Genomic DNA, 18,602 nt, shown 5'->3' with positions numbered 1-18,602 from the left:
TCAGTACCCCAGGGCGAGGTCGCCGGTCGTGGACGAGCCGCCGGGCCGTGGGACCGCGGAGGCCGGGGCGCTGCCGGGCAGCCCGTGCGCCAGCTCACGCCGCAGCACCCGGCCCGCCGCGAGGAAGATCACCGCGTAGACCGCGAGGAACGCGCCGAGCGACGCCCCGACGGACAACGCGCTCACGTCGGAGGCCGCGGCGTCGGTCCTCAGGAGCCCCTCGACGACCCACGGCTGGCGCCCGCCCTCACGCAGGATCCACCCGCCGGCCTGCGCGACGAACGGGATCGCGATCCCGAACGGCGCCACCCGCAGGAACCACCACGAGCCGTCCAGCCGATCGCGCGCCGCCAGCCAGCAGCCCCAGGCCATCAGCGCGATCAGCGCCATGCCGCTGCCGACCATCAGCCGGAAGCTCCAGTACATGAGCCCCACGACCGGCGTGTAGTCGCCCGGCCCGTACCGCGCCTCCGCCTCGCGCTGGAGGTCGTCGATCCCCCGCACCTCCGAGCTGAACGACAGGTCGTTGAGGAACGACAGCGCCGCCGGCACGCGGACGTCGAACCCGGGCGGCCCCGGGTCGGTCGACAGCCCGCCGATCGCGAACAGCGACAGCCCGGCCGGCGCCTCCGTCTCGTACAGCGCCTCGGCCGCCGCCATCTTCATCGGCTGCTGCTCGAGCGCGAGCACGCCCTGGAAGTGGCCGACGCCTGCGGCGCCGAGGCCCGCGACGAGCCCGATCACGACCGCCATCCGCGCGACCGCGCCGAACGCCGCGACCTCCCGGCCGCGCGCCAGGTGCACCGCCGCGATGCCGAGCACGACGACCGCGCCGGTGAGCAGCGACGACAGGAGGACGTGCGCCGTCGTGAGCCCCACGTTCCAGTTGAAGAGCACCGCGACGACGTCGGTCAGCTGCGCCCGGCCGCCGACCAGCTCGTAGCCGACCGGGTGCTGCATCCACGTGTTCGCCACGAGGATCGCGTAGGCCGAGAGCATCGTCGCCAGCGCGACGATCCACAGGCACGCGAGGTGGACGCGCGGCCGCAGCCGGCCCCACCCGAAGATCCACAGGCCGAGGAAGACCGACTCGACGAAGAACGCGGCGAGCCCTTCGAGCGCGAGCGGCGCGCCGAACACGTCGCCCACGTACCGCGAGAAGCCCGCCCAGTTCATCCCGAACTGGAAGGTCTGGATGATGCCGGTGACGACGCCGACGGCGAACACGATCACCATCGCGCGGCCGTAGTACTTCGTCAGCCGCAGCCAGCGCTCGTCGCCCGTCCGGTGCCACCGCGTCTGCATCACCGCGACGAACGTGACGAGGCCGATCGAGACGCCGACGACCGCGAAGTGCAGCAGCGTCGTCAGCGCGAACTGCCAACGAGCCAGGTCCAACGAGGTCGCTGCGAGGATGCTGCCGGTCATGGGGTGTCCACCTCCGTCCGTGCCCCGCGCAGGGGCGATCAACAGGACGGGCGAACACGGCCCATGGCCACCGGTCGTGAGTGGCCTGCCGCCTAGTCTAGTCCACGTGACCACCCAGGCCGCGCCCCGGCTGACCCCGACCGATCGCGTCGCGCTTGGCGAGGCGCTGCGCGCGGGGACCGTGCTCGGCTGGACGTCGGTCGCGGCGGTGACGATCGCGCTCGTCGTCGGCGTGCCGATCAACGACTCCGGGCTCGTCGCCGCGTTCACCGCGCTGGCCGCGATCGCCCACCTCGTCATGGCCCGCCTGCCGTGGGACACGCTCCTGCCGACGCCGCGCGGGCAGCTGCTGATCGAGCTGTGGGCCGGCGCGGTGCTGGCCAGCGTCTGCGGTCTCGTGCTCATCGCGGGCGGCCGCTCCCGGCTCGACCTCCTGCTCCTCCTCGTCGTCCCCTTCCTCGCGATCTCCCACGACGACGACCCGCGCGCGCTCGCGGCGTGGATGGCCGTCGCCGCGATCGCGTTCGGCGCGTCGGTCGGCCTCGCCCCCGACCCGCTGCCGCTGGCCGAGGCGCTCCTCCACCTCGTCGTCCTCGCCGGCTCGACGTTGATCGGGCTCCAGCTCGCGCGGGCCGTGCGCCGCCACGCGACCGCGCGCGCCGAGGCCGCGCGGCGGGCGGAGCTGGAGGGCGCGATGCTCGCCGAGGCGCACCACCGCGTGAAGAACTCGCTCCAGGTCGTGTCGGACCTCCTGCTGCTCGGCCGCCCCGCCGATGCCGAGGGCGCCGCCGCGCTCGACCGCGCCGCGGAGCGCATCCGCTCGATCGCCGCCGTGCACGAGGTGCTCGCCGCGCGCCGCGGCGGCCGCGTCCCGGCCGGGGACCTGCTGGAGGGCGTCGTCGCCGCGGTCGGCGACGGGGACGTCCGCGTGCAGGCCGAGCCGGTCGAGCTGCCGTTCGCGCAGGCCCAGCACCTCGGCGTCGTGGTGAACGAGCTCGTCACCAACGCCCATCAGCACGGCCGGCCGCCCGTGCGCGTCACCCTGACCGCCGGGCCGCCGGTGACGCTGACCGTGGAGGACGCCGGCGGCGGGCCAGCGCCGGACGCGCTCGCGGGCGGCGACGGCGGCGGGCTCGGGCTGACGCTCGTCCGCCAGGTCGTCGCGACCGGCCTGCACGGCACGCTCGACCGCACCGCGCAGGGTGCGCTGCGCATCACCTTCGACCCCGCCGCCGCGGATGCGCATCCTCGTCGCTGAGGACGATCCGATCATCGCCCTCGGCCTCGCGCGCCGGCTGGGCGCGCTGGGCCACGAGGTCGTCGGGCCGGCGCCGACGGTGGCCGAGGCGCTCGCGCTCGCCCGGGCCGACGGCGCGCCCGCCGACCTCTACCTCTTCGACGTCGACCTCGCCGACGGCGACGGCCTCGACCTCGCCCGCGAGCTGAGCGAGAACGGCCCGCGCCGCCCGGTCGTCGTGCTCACCGGCCTCGACCGCCCCGAGATCCTCGACCGCTCGATCGAGGCCGGCGCGCTCGCCCACCTCACCAAGCCGGTCGACGACCGCCAGCTCGAGGCCGCGCTCCGTCTCGCCGCCGCCCGCAGCGCCGAGCTCGAGGCGCTGCGCGCGGAGGTCGACTCGACGCGGCAGGCGCTGGCCGACCGCAAGGTGATCGAGCAGGCCAAGGGCATCCTCATCACCGCCCTCGGCCTCACCGAGCCCGAGGCGTTCGGCCGCATCCAGGCGACGGCGCGCCAGCGCAACCTGCGCCTCGTCGACGTCGCCCGGAGCGTGGTGGAGCAGCGCGCGCTCTACGAGCGCGGCCGCGGCTGATCCTCCAGGTCGGGCGGCGGGCCGGGGAGCGGCATGCCGCCTTCGCCTGCCCGCACGACGACGACCCGATCGGCGCCGTAGCGCGCGAGCTGCTGCTGAGCCCACGCCTCCATCTCCGGCGTGGCGACCGGGCTCAACGTGATCACTACGCGCGGGCACCCGGGCGTCTCGACGAGCGCCCCGCCCGTGACGGCGATCTCCTCGATCCACTCGACCGGCCGGAAGCCGAGGATCCGCCTCTGCACCCGCTGACGCCGCTCGGCGCTGAACTTGGGCGCGGTCCGCTGCACACGCGTGTACCCCTCCGCCTTCATCCGGAGCACGATGTGCCGCGCCCGCCGCTCGCCCTCCGCGGTGGTGACCTTCACGACCAACCCGGTCGGCCGCCCGCCGCGCACTTCGATCAGCGCGCACCCGAACGCCCGCGTGCCGATGTCCTGCTCGATCGCCGGCCCCACCCACCCGGCAGTCGTCGGGAGCTCCGCCGCCGCCGGCGGGGCAGCACCGCCGAGCACCGCCGCAGACGCAAGTGCCAACACCCGAACTCGCATGGTCATCCCATGGTCGCCACGGTCACGCCGATGCGCGCCTGGATCTGCCAGACCTCGCCGTAGGTCATGGTCGGGTTGGCGGACCCGCACGGCCAGCCTGCCGCGACGATGCCGTACGCGGCGTAGTCGCTGACGAAGGGCCCACCGCTGTCTCCTGGGTTGGCGCACGCGTTCGTCCGAGTGAACCCGTATTCATGCGCTGGATCGTTGACTATGCGCAACGTTCGTGCACGCTGGTTGTTGCCCGCGGTAACACGCCACAACCTGATCTTCATGAACCCGCGGGCGGACTGGGTGGCCAGCGCGTCAGCGCGCGAGCGTCGCGGGGAGGCGTACGTTGACGCGCTTGGCGGCGTTCGCCGAACGCGTGCACCAGCGGCTCACGCGCGGCGCGGCGGTGCACCAGCGCCATCGTCGCCGGCGGCGCGCCGACGAGCGGGACGAAGCGCACGCCGGGCCAGCCGTAGTAGCGGCTGATCAGCGTCCAGAAGTCGCGCCACGTCTCCGACACCGCAGCGGAGTGGCTGACGAACGTCTCGCCCACGAGATCGGCCGGGCTCAGCGCGCTACGGCGCGCGAGCGGATGCGACTCGGCGAGCACGACGACGCGCGGCTCCTCGCGCAGCGGGACGACCTCCAGCCCCGCGAGCTGCTCGTCGTCGTACGGCAGGTAGACGAACGTGACATCGGCCTGCGCCTCGGCGATGCTCGCCCGGAGCGTCGTCGAGCAGCGCGCGCTCTACGAGCGCGGCCGCGACCGATGAGTTCCGCGGGCCGGTTCGGTCTGGGGAGGTGCCAGCACCTGGCCCGACCCACGAACCGCACCGGAGCCCGCCATGCCCGCCGCGAACACCACACCGAAGCACCAGGGGAGCAACGCCGCGACCACGCTGGAGCGCGCCCTGCGCGCCGCCTTCCGCGGCCCGGTCCACCGCCCCGGCACCGGCGGCTACGACCGCGAGCGCGCGACGTTCGGCGGCGGGCTCGACGCGCACCCGCTGCTCGTGGCCGAGGCGCTGTCCGCCGCGGACGTCCGGGCGGCGATCGTCGCCGCGCGCGAGCACGGCGTCCCGTTCGCGGTCCAGTCGACCGGCCACGGGACGCAGGTGCCGTGCGACGGCGGCCTGCTGGTCAAGACCGGCGGGCTCGGCGGCGTCCTCGTCGATCCTGCCCGCCGCATCGCGCGGGTCGGCGCCGGGGTGACCTGGGGCGAGGTCGTCGCGGCCGCCGAGCCGTTCGGCCTCGCGCCGCTCGCGGGCTCGCACAAGAGCGTCGGCGTCGCCGGCTTCACGCTCGGCGGTGGCGTCGGCTGGCTGTCGCGGCGGTTCGGGCTCGCGGCCGACAGCCTCGTCGCCGCGGACGTCGTGACCGCCGACGGCCGCCTCCTGCGCGTCGACGCCGACCGCCACCCGGACCTCCTGTGGGCGCTGCGCGGCGGCGGCGGGAACTTCGCCGTCGTCACCGCCCTCGAGGTGCGGCTCCACCCGGTGGCGGCCGTGGTCGCCGGCACCGTGGCGTTCGCACCGGAGCGGGCGGCCGACGTCCTGGCCGCGTTCCGCGACGGCGCCGCCGAGCGCCCCGACGCCCTCACCGCCACCGTCGTCGTCGGCCGCGACGAGGTCCTCGTCCGCGCGATGCACGCCGGCGGCGACGAGGAGGCGGCGCGCCGCGCCCTGGCCGGGCTGCTCGCTGCGGGCGGGTCGCCGCTGCGCTCCGACCTGCGGGTGAGCGCCTACGGCGCGGCGGAGGTCGGCGCGACCGCCCCGCGCGCGTTCGAGCTGCTCGCGGACCTGCCGGTCGACGCGATCGTCGCCGCCGCCCACGCGCCCGGCGCCACCGCCGTCGAGGTCCGCCAGTGGGGCGGCGCGATGGCGGCGGCCGGCCCGGACGCGGGCCCGGCCGGCCACCGCGACGTGCCGTTCTCGGTCGCGATCGACGGCACCGAGGAGGTCGCCGACCGCCTGCGGCCGTACGCGACGGGCGGCACGTTCCTGAACTTCCTGCGCGACCAGTCGCGGACCCACGCCGCGTACACGCGCACCGACCTGGAGTGGCTGCGCGCGGTCAAGCAGGCGTGGGACCCCGAGAACGTCCTCGGCCGCACGCACAACATCGCGCCGTACGCGGCCTCCGCCGGGGCGGTTGCCGCGTAGGCGCGCGCCGCCGCCGCTAGGCGTCCCTCCCGCGTGCGACCGCGATCAGGTCGACCATCTGCCGCACGGTCGCGTCGATCACCGCGCGGCCCTTCTCGGCGCTCGCCAGCGTGGGGTCGCCGAACACGGGCGACTCCGGGGAGACCTCGGTCCACCGCGTCGGCGTGACGTCGAAGTCCGCCGGCAGGTCGGGGTAGTTCGCCTTCGCGCGGGCGAGGTCCACGTGCTCGGGCGCGAGGTGGAGCATGTACGACGTCTCCAGCTCGCACGCGTGGAAGTACGTCGCGTGCACGCGCGGCGCCTCCAGCACCTCCGCCGCCACCGCGTTCGCGCCCGGGTACGTGAGCGTCAGCGTCTTCAGGCCGTGCTCGTCGAGCAGCCGCCGCGCCGCCGCCTTCATCGCGTCGAGGTTGCCCATGTGGCCGTTGACGATCGCCAGCAGCCCGGCGCCCTGCGCGGCCAGGCTCGCGCCGATGTCGACGAGCACCGCGACGAGCGTCTCGGTCCCCAGGCTGATCGTGCCCGGGTAGTCGCTCGTCGACCACACCTGGCCGTAGGGCAGGACCGGCAGCACGACGGAGTCGTCGACCCACTCCGCCACGCGGTCGGCCAGCGCCTCGGCGAGGAGGTTGTCGGTCGACAGCGGGAGGTGGTCGCCGTGGTTCTCCACCGCGCCGATCGGCAGCAGCACGACGGGGCGCCGGGCGAGGACGTCGCGGGCCTCGTCGGAGCGCAGCGTGTCGAACCTCATGCCACCAGGCTCCCACGCGCCTGCGCGAGCGCCGCCGCGAACCGCGCCGCGCGCTCCCGCACCTCGGCCGGCGGGGCGCCCGCCGGGCTCAGCTCGCCGCCGGCCGCCACCGCGACCGCGCCCGCCGCCAGCCAGTCGCCGACGTTGTCGGCCGACACGCCGCCGGTCGGCAGGAAGGCCAGGTCGGGGAACGGTCCCCGCAGCGCCTTCAGCAGGCCAGGCCCGCCGAGCGAGCCGGGGAAGAGCTTGACGACGTGGACGCCCAGCCGCCGCGCGCGCATCACCTCGGTCGGCGTGATCGCCCCGGCCATGACGAGCGCGCCGGTCGCCAGCATCGCCGGCACGAGGTCGTCGTCCAGGCCGGGCGAGACGAGGAACCGCGCGCCCGCCGCAGCGGCCTCCTCGGCCTGCGCGGCGTCGAGCAGCGTGCCCGCGCCGAGCAGCGCGTCGGGGTGGCGGCGGCGCAGCTCGCGCAGCACGCCGGGGACGTCGGGCGTCGAGTACGTCACCTCGATGCCCGGCACCCCGCCGGCCAGCAGCGCCTCGGCCGCCTCGACGGCTGCGTCGGGCGAGGGCGCGCGGAGGACGCCGACGACGCCGGCGGCGCGGACGGCCGCGAGGGTCTCCTCCGCGCTCACGCCGCCACCTCCTGGCCCAGCGCGACGGTCGTCCCGGAGTCCGACGCGCGGTAGATCGCGTCGAGCACGCGCACCACGTCCGCGGCGACGCGCAGCCGCGACTGGGACGGCGGCGCGCCCTCCCGCAGCCGTGCGAGCAGCGCGTCGAGCTGGCGCTCGTAGGCGATGTCGGGGACGAGCGTCGGCTCGCCCTCGGCGGCCGTCGTCTCCCACGTCTGGCGCGTGACGCCCGCGGCGAGCGTCCCGTGCGGCTCGCGCAGGATCAGCTCGACCGTCGGCGCGAGCGGGCGCATGCACAGCGTCCCGTTCGTCCCCTGCAGCTCCAGCCACCAGTTCTCCACCCAGTCCGTCGCCTCCCACGCGGTGACGTCGAGCGTCGCCAGGAACGTCGGGTAGCGCAGCACCGCCGCCGCGACGTCCTCGTACATCAGCGCGCCGACGCGCGTCACGTCGCCCGGCGCGGGCGGGTCGAAGAGGTCGCGCTTGACGACGTCGGAGCGCACCTCCGCCCCCACCGGGAGCTTCGCGACCATGCCCGTCACCGCGTCCGGCGCGCCGAACGCGTCGATCAGCAGCTGGAGCATGTGGCAGCCCTCGGTGAAGAGCACGCCGCCGCGGTCGCCGGGCACGCTCTGCCACAGCTCGTCGCCGCAGCCGACCGGGCAGCCCGCGTTGAGCCGCGCGAGCGTCACCTGCCCGAGCGCGCCCGCCGCGAGCAGCTCGCGCGTGCGCGTCACCGCCGGCGAGTGCGCGAGCTGGTAGGCGACCTCGACGTGGACCGGATGCGCCGCCAGCCCGGCGACCAGCCGCTTCATCTCCGCCGCCGTCGGGGCGCCCGGCTTCTCCAGCAGCATCGCCCGCACGCGCGGCGCCGCCGCCAGCGCGAGGTCGGGCATCTCGCTGTCGAGCGCCTCGCTCACCAGCAGGTCGACCCCGCGGTCGAGCAGCGCGTCGAGCGTCGGCGCCTGCCACAGCCCGGTGCGCGCCGCGAACTCCGCGCCGAGCGCCGCGTCCGCGTCGTAGACGCCGACGACCTCGACGTCCGGCGCCGCCTCGAGCAGCGCGTGGCGCACGAAGACGTGCGGGTGCCGGATGCCGGCGATGGCCGCGCGCAGCGCCATCAGTACGGCTCCGTGAAGTCGAAGTAGCGGCGCGGGTTCTCGACCAGCAGCGTCTGCACGATCACGTCGATCTGCGCCTCGTCGCGGCCCCGCTCGGCCAGCTCGCTGCGCAGCCGCGGGATCCACTTGTCGAGGACGAACCGCAGCCCGGGCCCGCGCTCGTACGCGTGCAGGTCGCTCTTGCGGGCGAGGTCGCCGCCGACGAGCAGCTGGCTCAGGTGGCCCGCGTCGATCAGCGCGATGAGCGTGTCGACGCGGTCGCTCTCCGGCCCGTACTTGACCTTCGACAGCTGGTCCCAGCAGAGGAAGACGCCGGTCTGCGCGACCTGCCGGTGCAGCCACGGGTCGGGGTTGCGCGTCAGGTGCGCGATCCCGACGCGGCGCAGGTCGACGCCCTCCTGGCGGAAGATCTCGATCTGCTCGAGCGCCATCGTCCCTGCCTCGGTGTGCGTGTGGAGCGGCGCGCCGGTGCGCCGGTGCGCGCGGGCGGCGGCGCGGAGCACGCGCTCCTCGGCCTCGGAGATCTGGTTGTAGCCCGTGCCGGCCTTGATGACGCCGCCGCGCACGCCGGTGTCGCCGATGCCGCTCGTGACCTCGCCGACCATCAGCTCCTCGTACCGCGCGATCGGCCAGTCGCCGGCGCGGTCCTCGAACCACAGGCCCTTGTTGAACCCGGCCGTCGCGATGATGTGCACGCCGGTCGCCTTCGCGATGTCGCGCAGCGCGCCCGCGTCGCGGCCGTAGTCCCACGCGGTGGCCTCGTACATCGAGCGCCCGCCCGCGGCCTGGAACATGCGGGTCTCGGCGAGCGCCGCGTCGCGGTCGAGGATGACGAGGTCGGGGTCGCGCTCGGCCATCCACTGCGGCGGCGTCGCGATCAGGTGCTCGTGGGCGTAGGTGACGCCCAGCTCCTCGGGGGCGATGTCGCCGAGCACGGTGCGGATCATGGGGTGGTCCTTCCGGGGTTCTTCGGGGCCGGCGCGTGGCCGGCGTAGTCGATGGCCAGCGCGCGGGCGGCGGCGTAGCGCGCGCGGCGCGCACGCCAGGCGGGCGCGTGCCCCGCACGCGGCGTCCAGCGGCGGGGCGGCGCGGCGTCGGTGGTGGGGAGGTCGGTGCCCAGGCCGAGCACGGCGCGCGCCAGCAGCGCGGCGCCGAGGGCGGACACCTCGGGCGTGGCTGTCGCCTCGACCGGGCGGCCGAGGACGTCGGCCATGGTCTGGACCCAGGCGTCGACGTTCGTGCCGCCGCCGGTCACGCGGATGCGCTCGATGCTCGCGCCGTCGAGCAGCTCGACGAGGCTCGCCAGCTCGCACGCGATCGCCTCGAACAGCGCGCCCGCCAGGTCCTGGCCGCGCGTGTGCGGGCCGAGGCCGAGCAGCGCCCCGCGCAGCGCGGGCACGAAGTCCGGCGAGCCGGAGCCCGCGAGCTGCGGGACGAACACGAGCGGGTCGTCCGGGTCGGGGTCGATCGCCGCGGGGAGGTCGAGCGTCCCGCCGCACACGCGCCGCAGCCAGTCGAGCGCGAGCCCGCCGGTGAGCAGCGACGCCAGCGCGTAGCCCCCGTGCGGCGCGGGGAGCGGGTGGACGCTGAGCCGCCCCACGGCCGTGGGCGGCGGCGGGGTCGTGCCGAGCGGCGCGATGAACGTCACCGAGGTGCCGAGCGACACCGCGATCGTCCGCGGCTCGACCGCTCCGGCGCCCAGCGCCGCGGTCGCCATGTCGGCGGCGCCGACGGCCACCGGCGTGCCGGGCCGCAGCCCGGTCGCCGCGGCGGCCGCGGGCGTCACCGTCCCGCCGATCGCGTCGGAGGCCAGGAGGGGCGGGAAGGCGCTGCGCGGCAGGCCCAGGCGCGCGATCAGGTCGTCGTGCCACGTGCCGGCGTGGACGTCGCACAGCAGCGCGTTGCCCGCGTCGGTCACGTCGGTGGCCAGCACGCCGGTCAGCCGCGCGCGCAGCACGTCCTTGGCGCTCAGCCACGCCGCGCACCCGCGCAGGACGTCCGGCTCGTGCTCGTTCAGCCAGAGCAGCGACGCGAGCGAGAAGACGCTGGCCGGGACGTTGCCCGACCGCGCCTCGATCTCCGCCCGCAGCTCCGGGTCGAGCGCGGCGAGCTGCTCGGCCCCGCGCGCGTCGGCCAGCAGCGGCGCGGGCCGCAGCGCCCGGCCCTCGGCGTCGACCACCGCGACCGAGCTCATGTTGCCCGACAGCCCGACGGCCGCCACCTGGGTCAGGTCGGTGCGCAGCCCGCCGAGCGCGGCGAGCGTCGCCGCCCACCACGTCTCGGGGTCGGCCTCGACGGCGCCCGGCGTCGGGAGCAGCGCGTTGGGCGCGCTGGCGATCTCCACCACCGCGCCCGCGCCGTCCAGGACCAGGGCCTTGACGCTCGACGTTCCGACGTCGAGCCCGAGGGTGAGGTCGCCGCTCACGCCAGCGGGGCCTTCAGCGCCAGGCCGCCGGTCGTCGCCGGGGCCCCGCCGGGGAGCAGCGTCACGCGCACGCTGTACGCGTCCGCCCGCATGGTGCTCAGCACGAACTCCACCGCCTGGCCGTCGCTCAGGTACGCCGTGCGGCGCGAGCACAGCAGCGCGCTCCCGACCGGGATGCGCAGCTGCTCGGCCATCGCGTCGCCCGCGACCGTCGCGGTGTACTCCTCCTGCGCCCAGCTCGGCCGGCCGGCCACGCCGTAGCGGTCTTCCAGGAAGCCGTACAGCGAGCCGGCCGACACCGCCTCCGGATCCAGGTCCGGGTACCGGTCCGTGCGCAGCGCCGAGACGATGTGCACGACCGGGCTGTCGTCGGCGAGCACGGTGCGGTCGATCAGCCACACCTCGTCGCCCGTGTCGAGCCCGAGCGCGGCGGCCGCGTCGGCCGACGGCGCGGTGCGCACGCAGCGCTCGATCCGCTCCCACGTCGTGTGGCCGGCCTGCCGCAGGTCCTCGGTGAACGACGGCAGCGTGCCCTGGTCGAGCGAGCGCGTGAACGCGCCCGGCGGCGGGCTGGCCTTGAACGTGCCGCGGCCCTGGATGCGGGTGACGAGCTCGCGGTGCTCGAGCTCGCGCAGCGCCTGCACGGCCGTCCCGCGGCTGATGCCGATCCGCTTGCTGATCTCGGTCTCCGACGGCAGCCGGGTCCCGATCTCGACGTCGCGCAGCAGCGCCTCCAGCTGATCGGCGATCTGCCGGTAGATCGGCACGCCGCTGGCGGGGTCGGTCGGCGCCAGCGCCGCGACGGACAGGGTCTCGCGATCCGGCATCAGCGGCCCCGCTGGCCGGCGAGCCGGCGGTTGAGGAGCATCATCACCACGAGCACCACACCTTGCACGATGTACTGCGCGGCCGATGGAACGTCGAGCGTGTCGAGGATCGTCGCGAGGAACACGAGCACGCAGACGCCCGCGAACGCCCCGGCCAGCCGGCCGATCCCGCCCGCGAACGCGACGCCGCCGATCACCGCCGCGGCGATCGCCTGGAGCGTGTAGCTGCTGCCCGCGCTCACCGACGGCGAGCCCGTGTACGCGGTCAGGGCGACGCCCGCGAGCGCCGCGCACGTCGCGCCGAGCACGTACGCGCCGACCGTGTAGCGGTCCACCGCCACGCCCGCCAGCCGCGCCGCACGCGGGTTGGCGCCGGCCGCGTAGAACCGGCGGCCGAAGCTCGTCCGGTAGAGCCCGAAGCCGACGAGCGCCCACACCGCGAGCCACAGCACGAGCGACCACGGGACGACCGTGCCGAGGACGTGCGCGTCCGCCGCCTCCTGCAGCCCGGGCGCGATGCCGCCCTTGGGCTGGCCCTGCGTGTAGACGTAGTAGCCGCCCTGGACCATCGTCCCGACGGCGAGCGTCGCGAGCAGCGGCGGGAGCGCGGCGCGCGCGACCAGCAGGCCGTTGACGAGCCCGACGCCCGCGCCCGCCAGCAGCGCCACGACGATGCCCGTGACGAGCCGCCCGTCCTGCCCCTGCATGACGGCGGCCGACACGACGCTCGCCAGGTTCATGACCGGCCCGACCGAGAGGTCGAGCCCGCCGCGCAGCAGCACGACGGTGGCGCCGATCGCGGCGATGCCGAGCGCCGTGTTCTGGCCGAGGATCGTGAGCAGCCGCCGGGGCTCGTAGCCGCCGGGCGTCGTGATCGCGAAGACCGCGATCAGCGCGAGCGCGAGGCCGAAGCTGACGAGCAGCTCGCGGCGCCGGGTCAGGCGCTCCAGCGCGGCCGCGCGGGCCGGGAGGGCGAGCGTGCTCATGCCGTCGCCCCCTTGCCCTGGCGGCGCAGCAGCGCCGGGCGGCTGCCGCCCGCGTGGTAGGCCCACAGCGTCACGACGAGGATCGCGCCCTTGGCGATCAGCTGCCAGTAGCTCGACACGCCGCTGAGGTTGAGCAGGTTGTCGATCAGCGCGAGCAGCACGACGGCGGGGACGACCGCGAGCACCGAGCCGCGGCCGCCGGTGACCGCGATGCCGCCGATCACCGCGGCGGTGATCGAGTCGAGCGCGTACGGCTCGCCGACGAGCGCGTCGCCGGAGTAGATGCGGGCGACGAGCGCCAGGCCCGCCACCGCGGCGCACAGGCCGCAGACGGCGTACGCGGCGAGCAGCGCGCGGCGCCACGGCAGGCGCATGCGCTGGACGTGGCGCGGCTCCTCGCCGAGCGCGTAGAGCAGCCGGCCCCAGCGCGTCTCGGAGGTCATCGCCCACAGCAGCGCGACGATGCCGAGCGCGACGAGGAACGTGAGCGGGACCGTGTTGCCGAACACGGTGGTGAGCGGCGTGAGCAGCGGCTCGGGCACGAGGCCGCCCGGCTCCTCGAGCACGAGCAGCGCGACGCCCTTGAAGACGGCCATCGTCGCGAGCGTCATGACGAGCGGGTTGACGCCGAGCAGGACGCCGCCGCCGTTGATGAGCCCGCCGGCCAGGCCGACGAGCAGCAGCACGACGACGAGCAGCGCCGGCTCGGTGATCGTCGCGCCGGACGCGGCGACGACGGTGGCGAGCCCGATCATCGAGCCGACCGACAGGTCGATGCCGGCGGTCAGGACGACGATCGCCTGGCCCGCGGCGACGATCAGCAGCGGCGCCATCGCGAAGAGCAGCGACTGGACGTTGGTCGTCGTGCGGAACGCCGCGGACGAGGCCGCGGCGACCACGACGACGACGGCGGCGATCGCGCAGATCGCGGCGGCCGTTCGCAGGCCGCCGAGGGTCGTCGTGCCGAGCACGGCGCCCCGCGGTGGGGTGGCGGCGACGCTCATGGGCGCCCGCCGGCTGCGAGGGTCATGATCTCCTCCTGGGAGGCCCCGGCGCCGACGGTGCCGACGACCCTCCCTTCGTACATCACGTGGATCGCGTCGGCGAGGCCGATCAGCTCGAGCATGTCGGTCGACACGAGCAGCACGGCGACGCCGCGGTCCGCCAACTCGGCGAGCAGGCCGTAGATCTCGGCACGCGCGCCGACGTCGACGCCACGCGTCGGGTCGTCCAGGACGAGCACCTTGAGGCCCTCGAGCAGCAGCCAGCGGCCGAACAGCACCTTCTGCTGGTTGCCGCCCGACAGCTCGACGACCGGCTGGTCGAGCGACGCGTAGCGCAGGTTCAGGCGCTCGACGACGGGCCGCATCGTGTCCGCCTCCTGCCGCGCGCGGACGAGCCGCCCGCGGTGGACGCGGTGGGCCGCCGCGACAGTGAGGTTCTCGGCGATCGAGAGCGGCAGCATCAGGCCCGCCAGCCGCCGGTCCGGCGGCACGAACGCGACGCCGGCCGCGATCGCCTCGCGGGGCGAGCGCGCGTTCAGCACCTCGCCGTCCACGCGGACCTCGCCGGCGGCCGGGCGCCGGACGCCCGCCACGAGCTCGGCGACCTCGTGCTGGCCGTGGCCCTCCAGGCCCGCGATGCCGACGATGCGCCCGGCCTCGACGTGCAGGCTGACGTCGTGGACGCCCTCGCCGCTGACCCCGTCGAGCGTGAGGCCGCCGCCCGGCCGCGCGCCGCCGGGGCGCCCGTCGCGGTCGGGGTAGAGATCCTCGAGCTCGCGCCCGACCATCGCGGTGACGACCGACTGCTCGGTGAACGACGACGCGGGGCCGCCGGCCACGAGCTGCCCGCCGCGCATGACGACGATCTCGTCGGCGAAGCGGAAGACCTCCTCCAGCCGGTGCGAGACGAAGATCACCGACGTGCCGCCGGCGCGGAGCCGGTCGACGATCGCGGCGAGCAGGTCGACCTGGCTCGGCTCGAGCGACGAGGTCGGCTCGTCGAGGATGAGCACCGACGGCTCGGCGGCCGCCGCCCGCGCGATCTCGACGAGCTGCTGCTCGGCGATCGTCAGGTCGGCGACCTTGCGGTCCGGGTCGAGGTCGACGCCGAGCGCGGCGAGCGCCGCGGCCGCCTGAGCCCGCAGCGCGCGGTTGTCGATCCGCCGCGAGCGCTTGCGCGGCTCCCGCCCGAGGCAGACGTTCTCCGCCACGGTCAGGTTGCCGAACAGGCTGAGCTCCTGGTGGACGACCGCGACCGTCGCGCCGTGCGCGCCGCCGCTGTCGAGCGTGATCGTCCCCTCGTCGGGCGACAGCTCGCCGGCGATCATCGCCATCAGCGTGCTCTTGCCGGCGCCGTTCTCGCCGACGAGCGAGAGCGTGCGGCCGGCGCCGAGCGCCAGCGACACGCCGCCGACGGCCACCGTCGCGCCGAAGCGCTTGGTGACCGCGTCGACGACGAGGCGCGACGCTCCCGGCGTGGGGTCGGGAGCGGCCGCGGCCATCGGCTCAGCGAGCGAAGAGCTTGCTGACCTGCTCATCGCTGAGCTTGGTGTCGACCCAGAAGCTGTCCGGGAGGTCGGGACGGACGAACTCGCCCAGCTTCGCCGCGGTGATCGGCTCGGGGTTGATGATGTCGTCCTTCTTGACCGGCTTGCCCTCGAGCGCGTTGAGCGCCTGCGTGAGCGCCTCGGCCGAGACCCAGGTCGGGTTGACGACGGCGATCGAGTCGAACTTCGTGTCGCCGGCCTCGCCGAGCTTCTGCCACTCCTTCAGCAGGCCGTTGGAGTTCTCGCCGCTCATCGGGACGAGCTCCTTCTTGGCGGCCTTGAAGGCCTGGATGGCGCCGAGGGTCATCGCGCCGCCCTGCGACCAGATGCCGTCGACCTCGGGGTGCGCGGCGAGCATGTTCGACACCGCGGTCTTGGCCTTGGCGGTGTCCCACGCGGCGTCCGCGTCGGCGACGATCTTGATCCCCGGGTACTTCTTGAACGCCTCCTTCGCGCCCTTGAAGCGGTTCGTGTTGGTCGAGTAGCCCGGGAGGCCGTTGAGGACGTAGATGTTGCCCTTGCCGCCGAGCTTCTCCGCGAGCCACTCGGCGCCGGTGCGGCCGAACACGACGTCGTCGGCGCGGACGATCGACGTGTAGGCGTCGGTGTTCGCCTCGGCCGCGACGAGGATGACCGGGATGCCGGCCGCCTCGGCCTGCTTGATCACCGGCACCGTCGCCGACGGCGAGATCGGCGTCATGATGATCGCGTCGACCTTGCGGGCGATCATCGTCTGGATGTTCGAGATCTGCTTCTGGACCTGGTTGTCCGACTCGGTGTAGACGACGTCCTCGATCTTGCTCGAGTTGCGCGTCACCGCCGCCTTGAACTCCTCCGCCATCTGCGCGGACCAGCTGTTCCCGACCCAGTAGATGTCGTAGCCGATCGTGAACTTGCCGTCCTTCTCGGCGGCGGGCGCGGCGTCGCTGGACGACGACGCGGAGCTGCCGCAGGCCGCGAGCGCGAGGGCGCTGACACCAACGGCGAGCAGGGCGAGCAGGCGGCGCGCGCCGCCCGTGGAGCGTGGCATGGCTGGGAGTTCCTCCTCCTGGAAAGGGCAGCCCGGGGTGGGCAGGCGGAGGAGTATTCAGATGCCCGGTTGACTAGTCAAGTAGCCAACTCGTCGAAAGGCACTTGGACGCTCGGTCCAACGTGGCCACGCGGCCGCGTCAGGCGGTCGGAGCGGCGGGCACCGCGCCCGCGACGCGCTTGGCGACCGCGACGAACGCGTGCACCAGCGGCTCACGCGCGGCGCGGCGGTGCACCAGCGCCATCGTCGCCGGCGGCGCGCCGACGAGCGGAACGAAGCGGACGCCCGGCCAGCCGTAGTAGCGGCTGATCAGCGCGGGGGCAGTGTCGATGCCCTCGCCGCGAGTGATGAGCACCAGCCAGTCCTCCATCGTGTCCGCGGCGCGCTCGTGCACCCGCGGGCGCGCGCCGAACTGCTCGGTCAGCGTCCAGAAGTCGCGCCACGTCTCCGACACCGCAGCGGAGTGGCTGACGAACGTCTCGCCCACGAGATCGGCCGGGCTCAGCGCGCTACGGCGCGCGAGCGGATGCGACTCGGCGAGCACCACGACGCGCGGCTCCTCACGCAGCGGGACAACCTCCAGCCCCGCCAGCTCCTCGTCGTCGTACGGCAGGTAGACGAACGTGACATCGGCCTGCGCCTCGGCGATGCTCGCCCGCACCTGCGCGAAGTCGTACGTGCGCACGTCGACGCGCGCCTCGGGCCGCTCGGCGGCGAGGGCGGTGAGCGCCTCGGTGAGCAGCTCGCCCGGCACGCCGCCGAGGCAGCCGACCGACAGCGCGTTGGCCTCCTGCCGCGCCAGCGCGCGGGCGCGTGCGAGCACGTGGTCGGCCCGGTCGAGCAGCTCGCGCGCGTCGGCGAGCATCGTCTCCCCCACCGCCGTGAGCGTCACACGGCGGGTCGAGCGGACGAAGAGCGGCGCGCCGATCTCCTGCTCCAGCGCCCGGATCTGCGCGCTCAGCGCGGACTGCGCCAGGTGCAGCCGCTCGGCCGCGCGCGTGAAGTGCAGCTCCTCCGCGACCGCGACGAAGTAGCGCAGCTGACGCAGATCCATCGGCCCATTATCGCGACACGCGAACAATCGATCGCGAAGTCGTGTTGGTCGGCGCGCGGGCCTCCACGACGATCGCAGTCCCCGATCGAGAGGAGAGCGATGAGCACGGGGTTCGTGTGGCACGAGCGCTACATGTGGCACAACACCGGGCGGGCCAGCGGCCCGTTCCTGTCCGACGCGTCCGGGTGGCTGGAGCCCGACTGGCGGCACACCGAGAACTCGGACACCAAGCGGCGCTTCCGCAACCTGCTCGACGTGAGCGGGCTGCTCGACCAGCTCGTCCGGATCGACCCGCGCGACGCGACGGTCGAGGAGATCACGCGGTTCCACACGTCCGAGCACGTCGAGCAGATCCGCGCGATGTCCGCCGGGATGGGCGGGGAGGGCGTGGACGGGACGACCGTGATCGGGAAGGGCTCGTACGAGGTCGCGCTGCTGTCGGCCGGCGGCGTGCTGGAGGCGGTCGACGCGGTGCTCGACGGGCGCGTCGACAACGTCTACGCGCTCGTGCGGCCGGCCGGGCACCACGCGCTGGCGGACGCGGCGATGGGCTTCTGCCTGTTCGGCAACGCGGCGATCGCCGCGCACCACGCGCGGCAGGTCCGCGGGCTGGAGCGGGTCGCGATCGTCGACTGGGACGTCCACCACGGCAACGGGACGCAGGCCGCGTTCTACGACGACCCGTCGGTGCTGACGATCTCGCTGCACCAGGACAACTGCTTCCCGCCCGACTCCGGACACGTCGAGGAGACCGGCGAGGGCGCGGGGCTCGGCTTCAACATCAACGTGCCGCTGCCGCCGGGCTCGGGCGACGGTGCGTACGCGGCGGCGTTCCAGCGCATCGTCGTGCCGGCGCTGGAGGCGTTCCGGCCGGAGCTGATCATCGTCGCGTCGGGGCTCGACGCGAGCGCGATGGACCCGCTCGGCCGGATGATGCTCTCCCCCGCCGGCTACGGCGAGCTGGCGCGGATCGTGGTGGAGACGGCGGAGCGGCTGTGCGGCGGCCGGCTCGTCGTCGAGCACGAGGGCGGCTACTCGGCCGAGCTCGTGCCGTTCTGCGGCCTGGCGATCGTCGAGGCGCTGTCGGGCATCGAGACCGAGGTGCGCGACACGATCCTCCAGGCGTTCCCCGCCGGCATGGGCCAGCAGGAGCTCCAGCCGCACCAGGAGGCGCTGATCGAGCGCGTGGCGGCGCAGGCGCTCGGCGCGCTCGCCTGAGCCTGGCCGCCGCCACCACGGACCGGCCTCGCCGGGT

At 74.9% G+C, this 18,602-nt stretch carries 18 protein-coding genes and 1 pseudogene; 4 read left to right on the top strand and 15 right to left on the bottom strand.

What is annotated here, in order from left to right:
- On the bottom strand, positions 1 to 1,428 hold the full coding sequence (locus tag AC1UE5_RS07120; RefSeq protein WP_482921584.1) for a cytochrome ubiquinol oxidase subunit I: 1,428 nt from the start codon (positions 1,426 to 1,428) through the stop codon (positions 1 to 3).
- Positions 1,429 to 1,534: 106 nt separating this feature from the next.
- Here AC1UE5_RS07120 and AC1UE5_RS07115 point away from each other — a divergent pair, with 106 nt between their 5' ends.
- Together AC1UE5_RS07115 and AC1UE5_RS07110 are read left to right on the top strand one after the other, a co-directional pair.
- A complete protein-coding gene (locus AC1UE5_RS07115) occupies positions 1,535 to 2,686 on the top strand; it encodes a histidine kinase dimerization/phosphoacceptor domain -containing protein (RefSeq protein ID WP_482921582.1) in 1,152 nt (383 codons plus the stop codon).
- Positions 2,667 to 3,260, top strand: a complete 594-nt coding sequence (locus AC1UE5_RS07110; RefSeq protein WP_482921580.1) for an ANTAR domain-containing response regulator — start codon at positions 2,667 to 2,669, stop codon at positions 3,258 to 3,260. Before AC1UE5_RS07115 ends, AC1UE5_RS07110 begins: the two co-directional genes overlap by 20 nt.
- Here the strand turns inward: AC1UE5_RS07110 and AC1UE5_RS07105 are convergent.
- From AC1UE5_RS07105 to AC1UE5_RS07095, 3 genes and pseudogenes are all read right to left on the bottom strand, one after another.
- Positions 3,239 to 3,796: a hypothetical protein gene (locus AC1UE5_RS07105; RefSeq protein WP_482921578.1), complete on the bottom strand. Its 558-nt coding sequence runs from the start codon at positions 3,794 to 3,796 to the stop codon at positions 3,239 to 3,241. The two genes, AC1UE5_RS07110 and AC1UE5_RS07105, sit on opposite strands and share 22 nt — an antisense overlap.
- 17 nt (positions 3,797 to 3,813) lie before the next feature.
- Positions 3,814 to 4,086 carry a trypsin-like serine protease gene (locus AC1UE5_RS07100; protein WP_482921576.1) on the bottom strand — a complete coding sequence of 91 codons (273 nt, stop codon included), beginning with the start codon at positions 4,084 to 4,086 and terminating at the stop codon, positions 3,814 to 3,816.
- Positions 4,083 to 4,523: pseudogene (locus tag AC1UE5_RS07095) on the bottom strand (LysR substrate-binding domain-containing protein); the annotation flags it as partial. The gene AC1UE5_RS07100 and the pseudogene AC1UE5_RS07095, both read right to left, overlap by 4 nt.
- Before the next feature lie 124 nt (positions 4,524 to 4,647).
- Here AC1UE5_RS07095 and AC1UE5_RS07090 point away from each other — a divergent pair.
- The gene (locus AC1UE5_RS07090) at positions 4,648 to 5,964 is read left to right on the top strand and encodes an FAD-binding oxidoreductase (RefSeq protein ID WP_482921574.1); all 1,317 of its coding nucleotides are present in this window, start codon (positions 4,648 to 4,650) and stop codon (positions 5,962 to 5,964) included.
- Between the two features lie 16 nt (positions 5,965 to 5,980).
- Here the strand turns inward: AC1UE5_RS07090 and AC1UE5_RS07085 are convergent, their stop codons facing one another.
- The 11 genes from AC1UE5_RS07085 to AC1UE5_RS07035 form a co-directional block, all read right to left on the bottom strand.
- Positions 5,981 to 6,715 carry a creatininase family protein gene (locus AC1UE5_RS07085; protein ID WP_482921572.1) on the bottom strand — a complete coding sequence of 245 codons (735 nt, stop codon included), beginning with the start codon at positions 6,713 to 6,715 and terminating at the stop codon, positions 5,981 to 5,983.
- Positions 6,712 to 7,353 carry a bifunctional 4-hydroxy-2-oxoglutarate aldolase/2-dehydro-3-deoxy-phosphogluconate aldolase gene (locus tag AC1UE5_RS07080; protein WP_482921570.1) on the bottom strand — a complete coding sequence of 214 codons (642 nt, stop codon included), beginning with the start codon at positions 7,351 to 7,353 and terminating at the stop codon, positions 6,712 to 6,714. Before AC1UE5_RS07080 ends, AC1UE5_RS07085 begins: the two co-directional genes overlap by 4 nt.
- Positions 7,350 to 8,474: a Gfo/Idh/MocA family protein gene (locus AC1UE5_RS07075; RefSeq protein WP_482921569.1), complete on the bottom strand. Its 1,125-nt coding sequence runs from the start codon at positions 8,472 to 8,474 to the stop codon at positions 7,350 to 7,352. The genes AC1UE5_RS07080 and AC1UE5_RS07075 overlap by 4 nt, the downstream gene beginning before the upstream one ends.
- Complete coding sequence (locus AC1UE5_RS07070) at positions 8,474 to 9,421, bottom strand: phosphotriesterase family protein (protein WP_482921568.1); 948 nt, start codon at positions 9,419 to 9,421, stop codon at positions 8,474 to 8,476. Before AC1UE5_RS07070 ends, AC1UE5_RS07075 begins: the two co-directional genes overlap by 1 nt.
- Positions 9,418 to 10,899, bottom strand: coding sequence for a xylulokinase (locus AC1UE5_RS07065; protein WP_482921567.1), 1,482 nt, complete (start codon positions 10,897 to 10,899; stop codon positions 9,418 to 9,420). Before AC1UE5_RS07065 ends, AC1UE5_RS07070 begins: the two co-directional genes overlap by 4 nt.
- The gene (locus AC1UE5_RS07060) at positions 10,896 to 11,726 is read right to left on the bottom strand and encodes a GntR family transcriptional regulator (RefSeq protein ID WP_482921566.1); all 831 of its coding nucleotides are present in this window, start codon (positions 11,724 to 11,726) and stop codon (positions 10,896 to 10,898) included. Before AC1UE5_RS07060 ends, AC1UE5_RS07065 begins: the two co-directional genes overlap by 4 nt.
- Positions 11,726 to 12,712 (bottom strand): ABC transporter permease, encoded by a 987-nt coding sequence (locus tag AC1UE5_RS07055; protein WP_482921565.1) that lies wholly within the window; start codon positions 12,710 to 12,712, stop codon positions 11,726 to 11,728. Before AC1UE5_RS07055 ends, AC1UE5_RS07060 begins: the two co-directional genes overlap by 1 nt.
- On the bottom strand, positions 12,709 to 13,716 hold the full coding sequence (locus AC1UE5_RS07050) for an ABC transporter permease (protein ID WP_482921564.1): 1,008 nt from the start codon (positions 13,714 to 13,716) through the stop codon (positions 12,709 to 12,711). The genes AC1UE5_RS07055 and AC1UE5_RS07050 overlap by 4 nt, the downstream gene beginning before the upstream one ends.
- Positions 13,713 to 15,218, bottom strand: a complete 1,506-nt coding sequence (locus tag AC1UE5_RS07045; protein ID WP_482921563.1) for a sugar ABC transporter ATP-binding protein — start codon at positions 15,216 to 15,218, stop codon at positions 13,713 to 13,715. Before AC1UE5_RS07045 ends, AC1UE5_RS07050 begins: the two co-directional genes overlap by 4 nt.
- Positions 15,219 to 15,222: 4 nt before the next feature.
- On the bottom strand, positions 15,223 to 16,293 hold the full coding sequence (locus tag AC1UE5_RS07040; protein ID WP_482921562.1) for an ABC transporter substrate-binding protein: 1,071 nt from the start codon (positions 16,291 to 16,293) through the stop codon (positions 15,223 to 15,225).
- A 139-nt stretch (positions 16,294 to 16,432) separates the two neighbouring features.
- Positions 16,433 to 17,347, bottom strand: a complete 915-nt coding sequence (locus AC1UE5_RS07035) for a LysR family transcriptional regulator (RefSeq protein ID WP_482921561.1) — start codon at positions 17,345 to 17,347, stop codon at positions 16,433 to 16,435.
- Between the two features lie 99 nt (positions 17,348 to 17,446).
- Between AC1UE5_RS07035 and AC1UE5_RS07030 the strand changes: the two genes are divergently transcribed.
- Positions 17,447 to 18,565: a histone deacetylase-like amidohydrolase gene (locus tag AC1UE5_RS07030; protein ID WP_482921560.1), complete on the top strand. Its 1,119-nt coding sequence runs from the start codon at positions 17,447 to 17,449 to the stop codon at positions 18,563 to 18,565.
- Positions 18,566 to 18,602: the final 37 nt, after the last annotated feature.

This window comes from Parviterribacter multiflagellatus (genome assembly GCF_056863265.1).
Note: the sequence above shows the minus strand (reverse complement) of the source record. Positions and strands in the feature narration are given on the sequence as shown.

Coding starts and splice junctions, on each gene's coding strand:
- AC1UE5_RS07120 (WP_482921584.1), bottom strand. CDS start 1,428: ATGACCGGCAGCATCCTCGCAGCGACCTCGTTGGACCTGGCTCGTTGG.
- AC1UE5_RS07110 (WP_482921580.1), top strand. CDS start 2,667: ATGCGCATCCTCGTCGCTGAGGACGATCCGATCATCGCCCTCGGCCTC.
- AC1UE5_RS07100 (WP_482921576.1), bottom strand. CDS start 4,086: ATGAAGATCAGGTTGTGGCGTGTTACCGCGGGCAACAACCAGCGTGCA.
- AC1UE5_RS07090 (WP_482921574.1), top strand. CDS start 4,648: ATGCCCGCCGCGAACACCACACCGAAGCACCAGGGGAGCAACGCCGCG.
- AC1UE5_RS07085 (WP_482921572.1), bottom strand. CDS start 6,715: ATGAGGTTCGACACGCTGCGCTCCGACGAGGCCCGCGACGTCCTCGCC.
- AC1UE5_RS07075 (WP_482921569.1), bottom strand. CDS start 8,474: ATGGCGCTGCGCGCGGCCATCGCCGGCATCCGGCACCCGCACGTCTTC.
- AC1UE5_RS07070 (WP_482921568.1), bottom strand. CDS start 9,421: ATGATCCGCACCGTGCTCGGCGACATCGCCCCCGAGGAGCTGGGCGTC.
- AC1UE5_RS07060 (WP_482921566.1), bottom strand. CDS start 11,726: ATGCCGGATCGCGAGACCCTGTCCGTCGCGGCGCTGGCGCCGACCGAC.
- AC1UE5_RS07055 (WP_482921565.1), bottom strand. CDS start 12,712: ATGAGCACGCTCGCCCTCCCGGCCCGCGCGGCCGCGCTGGAGCGCCTG.
- AC1UE5_RS07050 (WP_482921564.1), bottom strand. CDS start 13,716: ATGAGCGTCGCCGCCACCCCACCGCGGGGCGCCGTGCTCGGCACGACG.
- AC1UE5_RS07045 (WP_482921563.1), bottom strand. CDS start 15,218: ATGGCCGCGGCCGCTCCCGACCCCACGCCGGGAGCGTCGCGCCTCGTC.
- AC1UE5_RS07040 (WP_482921562.1), bottom strand. CDS start 16,293: ATGCCACGCTCCACGGGCGGCGCGCGCCGCCTGCTCGCCCTGCTCGCC.
- AC1UE5_RS07035 (WP_482921561.1), bottom strand. CDS start 17,347: ATGGATCTGCGTCAGCTGCGCTACTTCGTCGCGGTCGCGGAGGAGCTG.
- AC1UE5_RS07030 (WP_482921560.1), top strand. CDS start 17,447: ATGAGCACGGGGTTCGTGTGGCACGAGCGCTACATGTGGCACAACACC.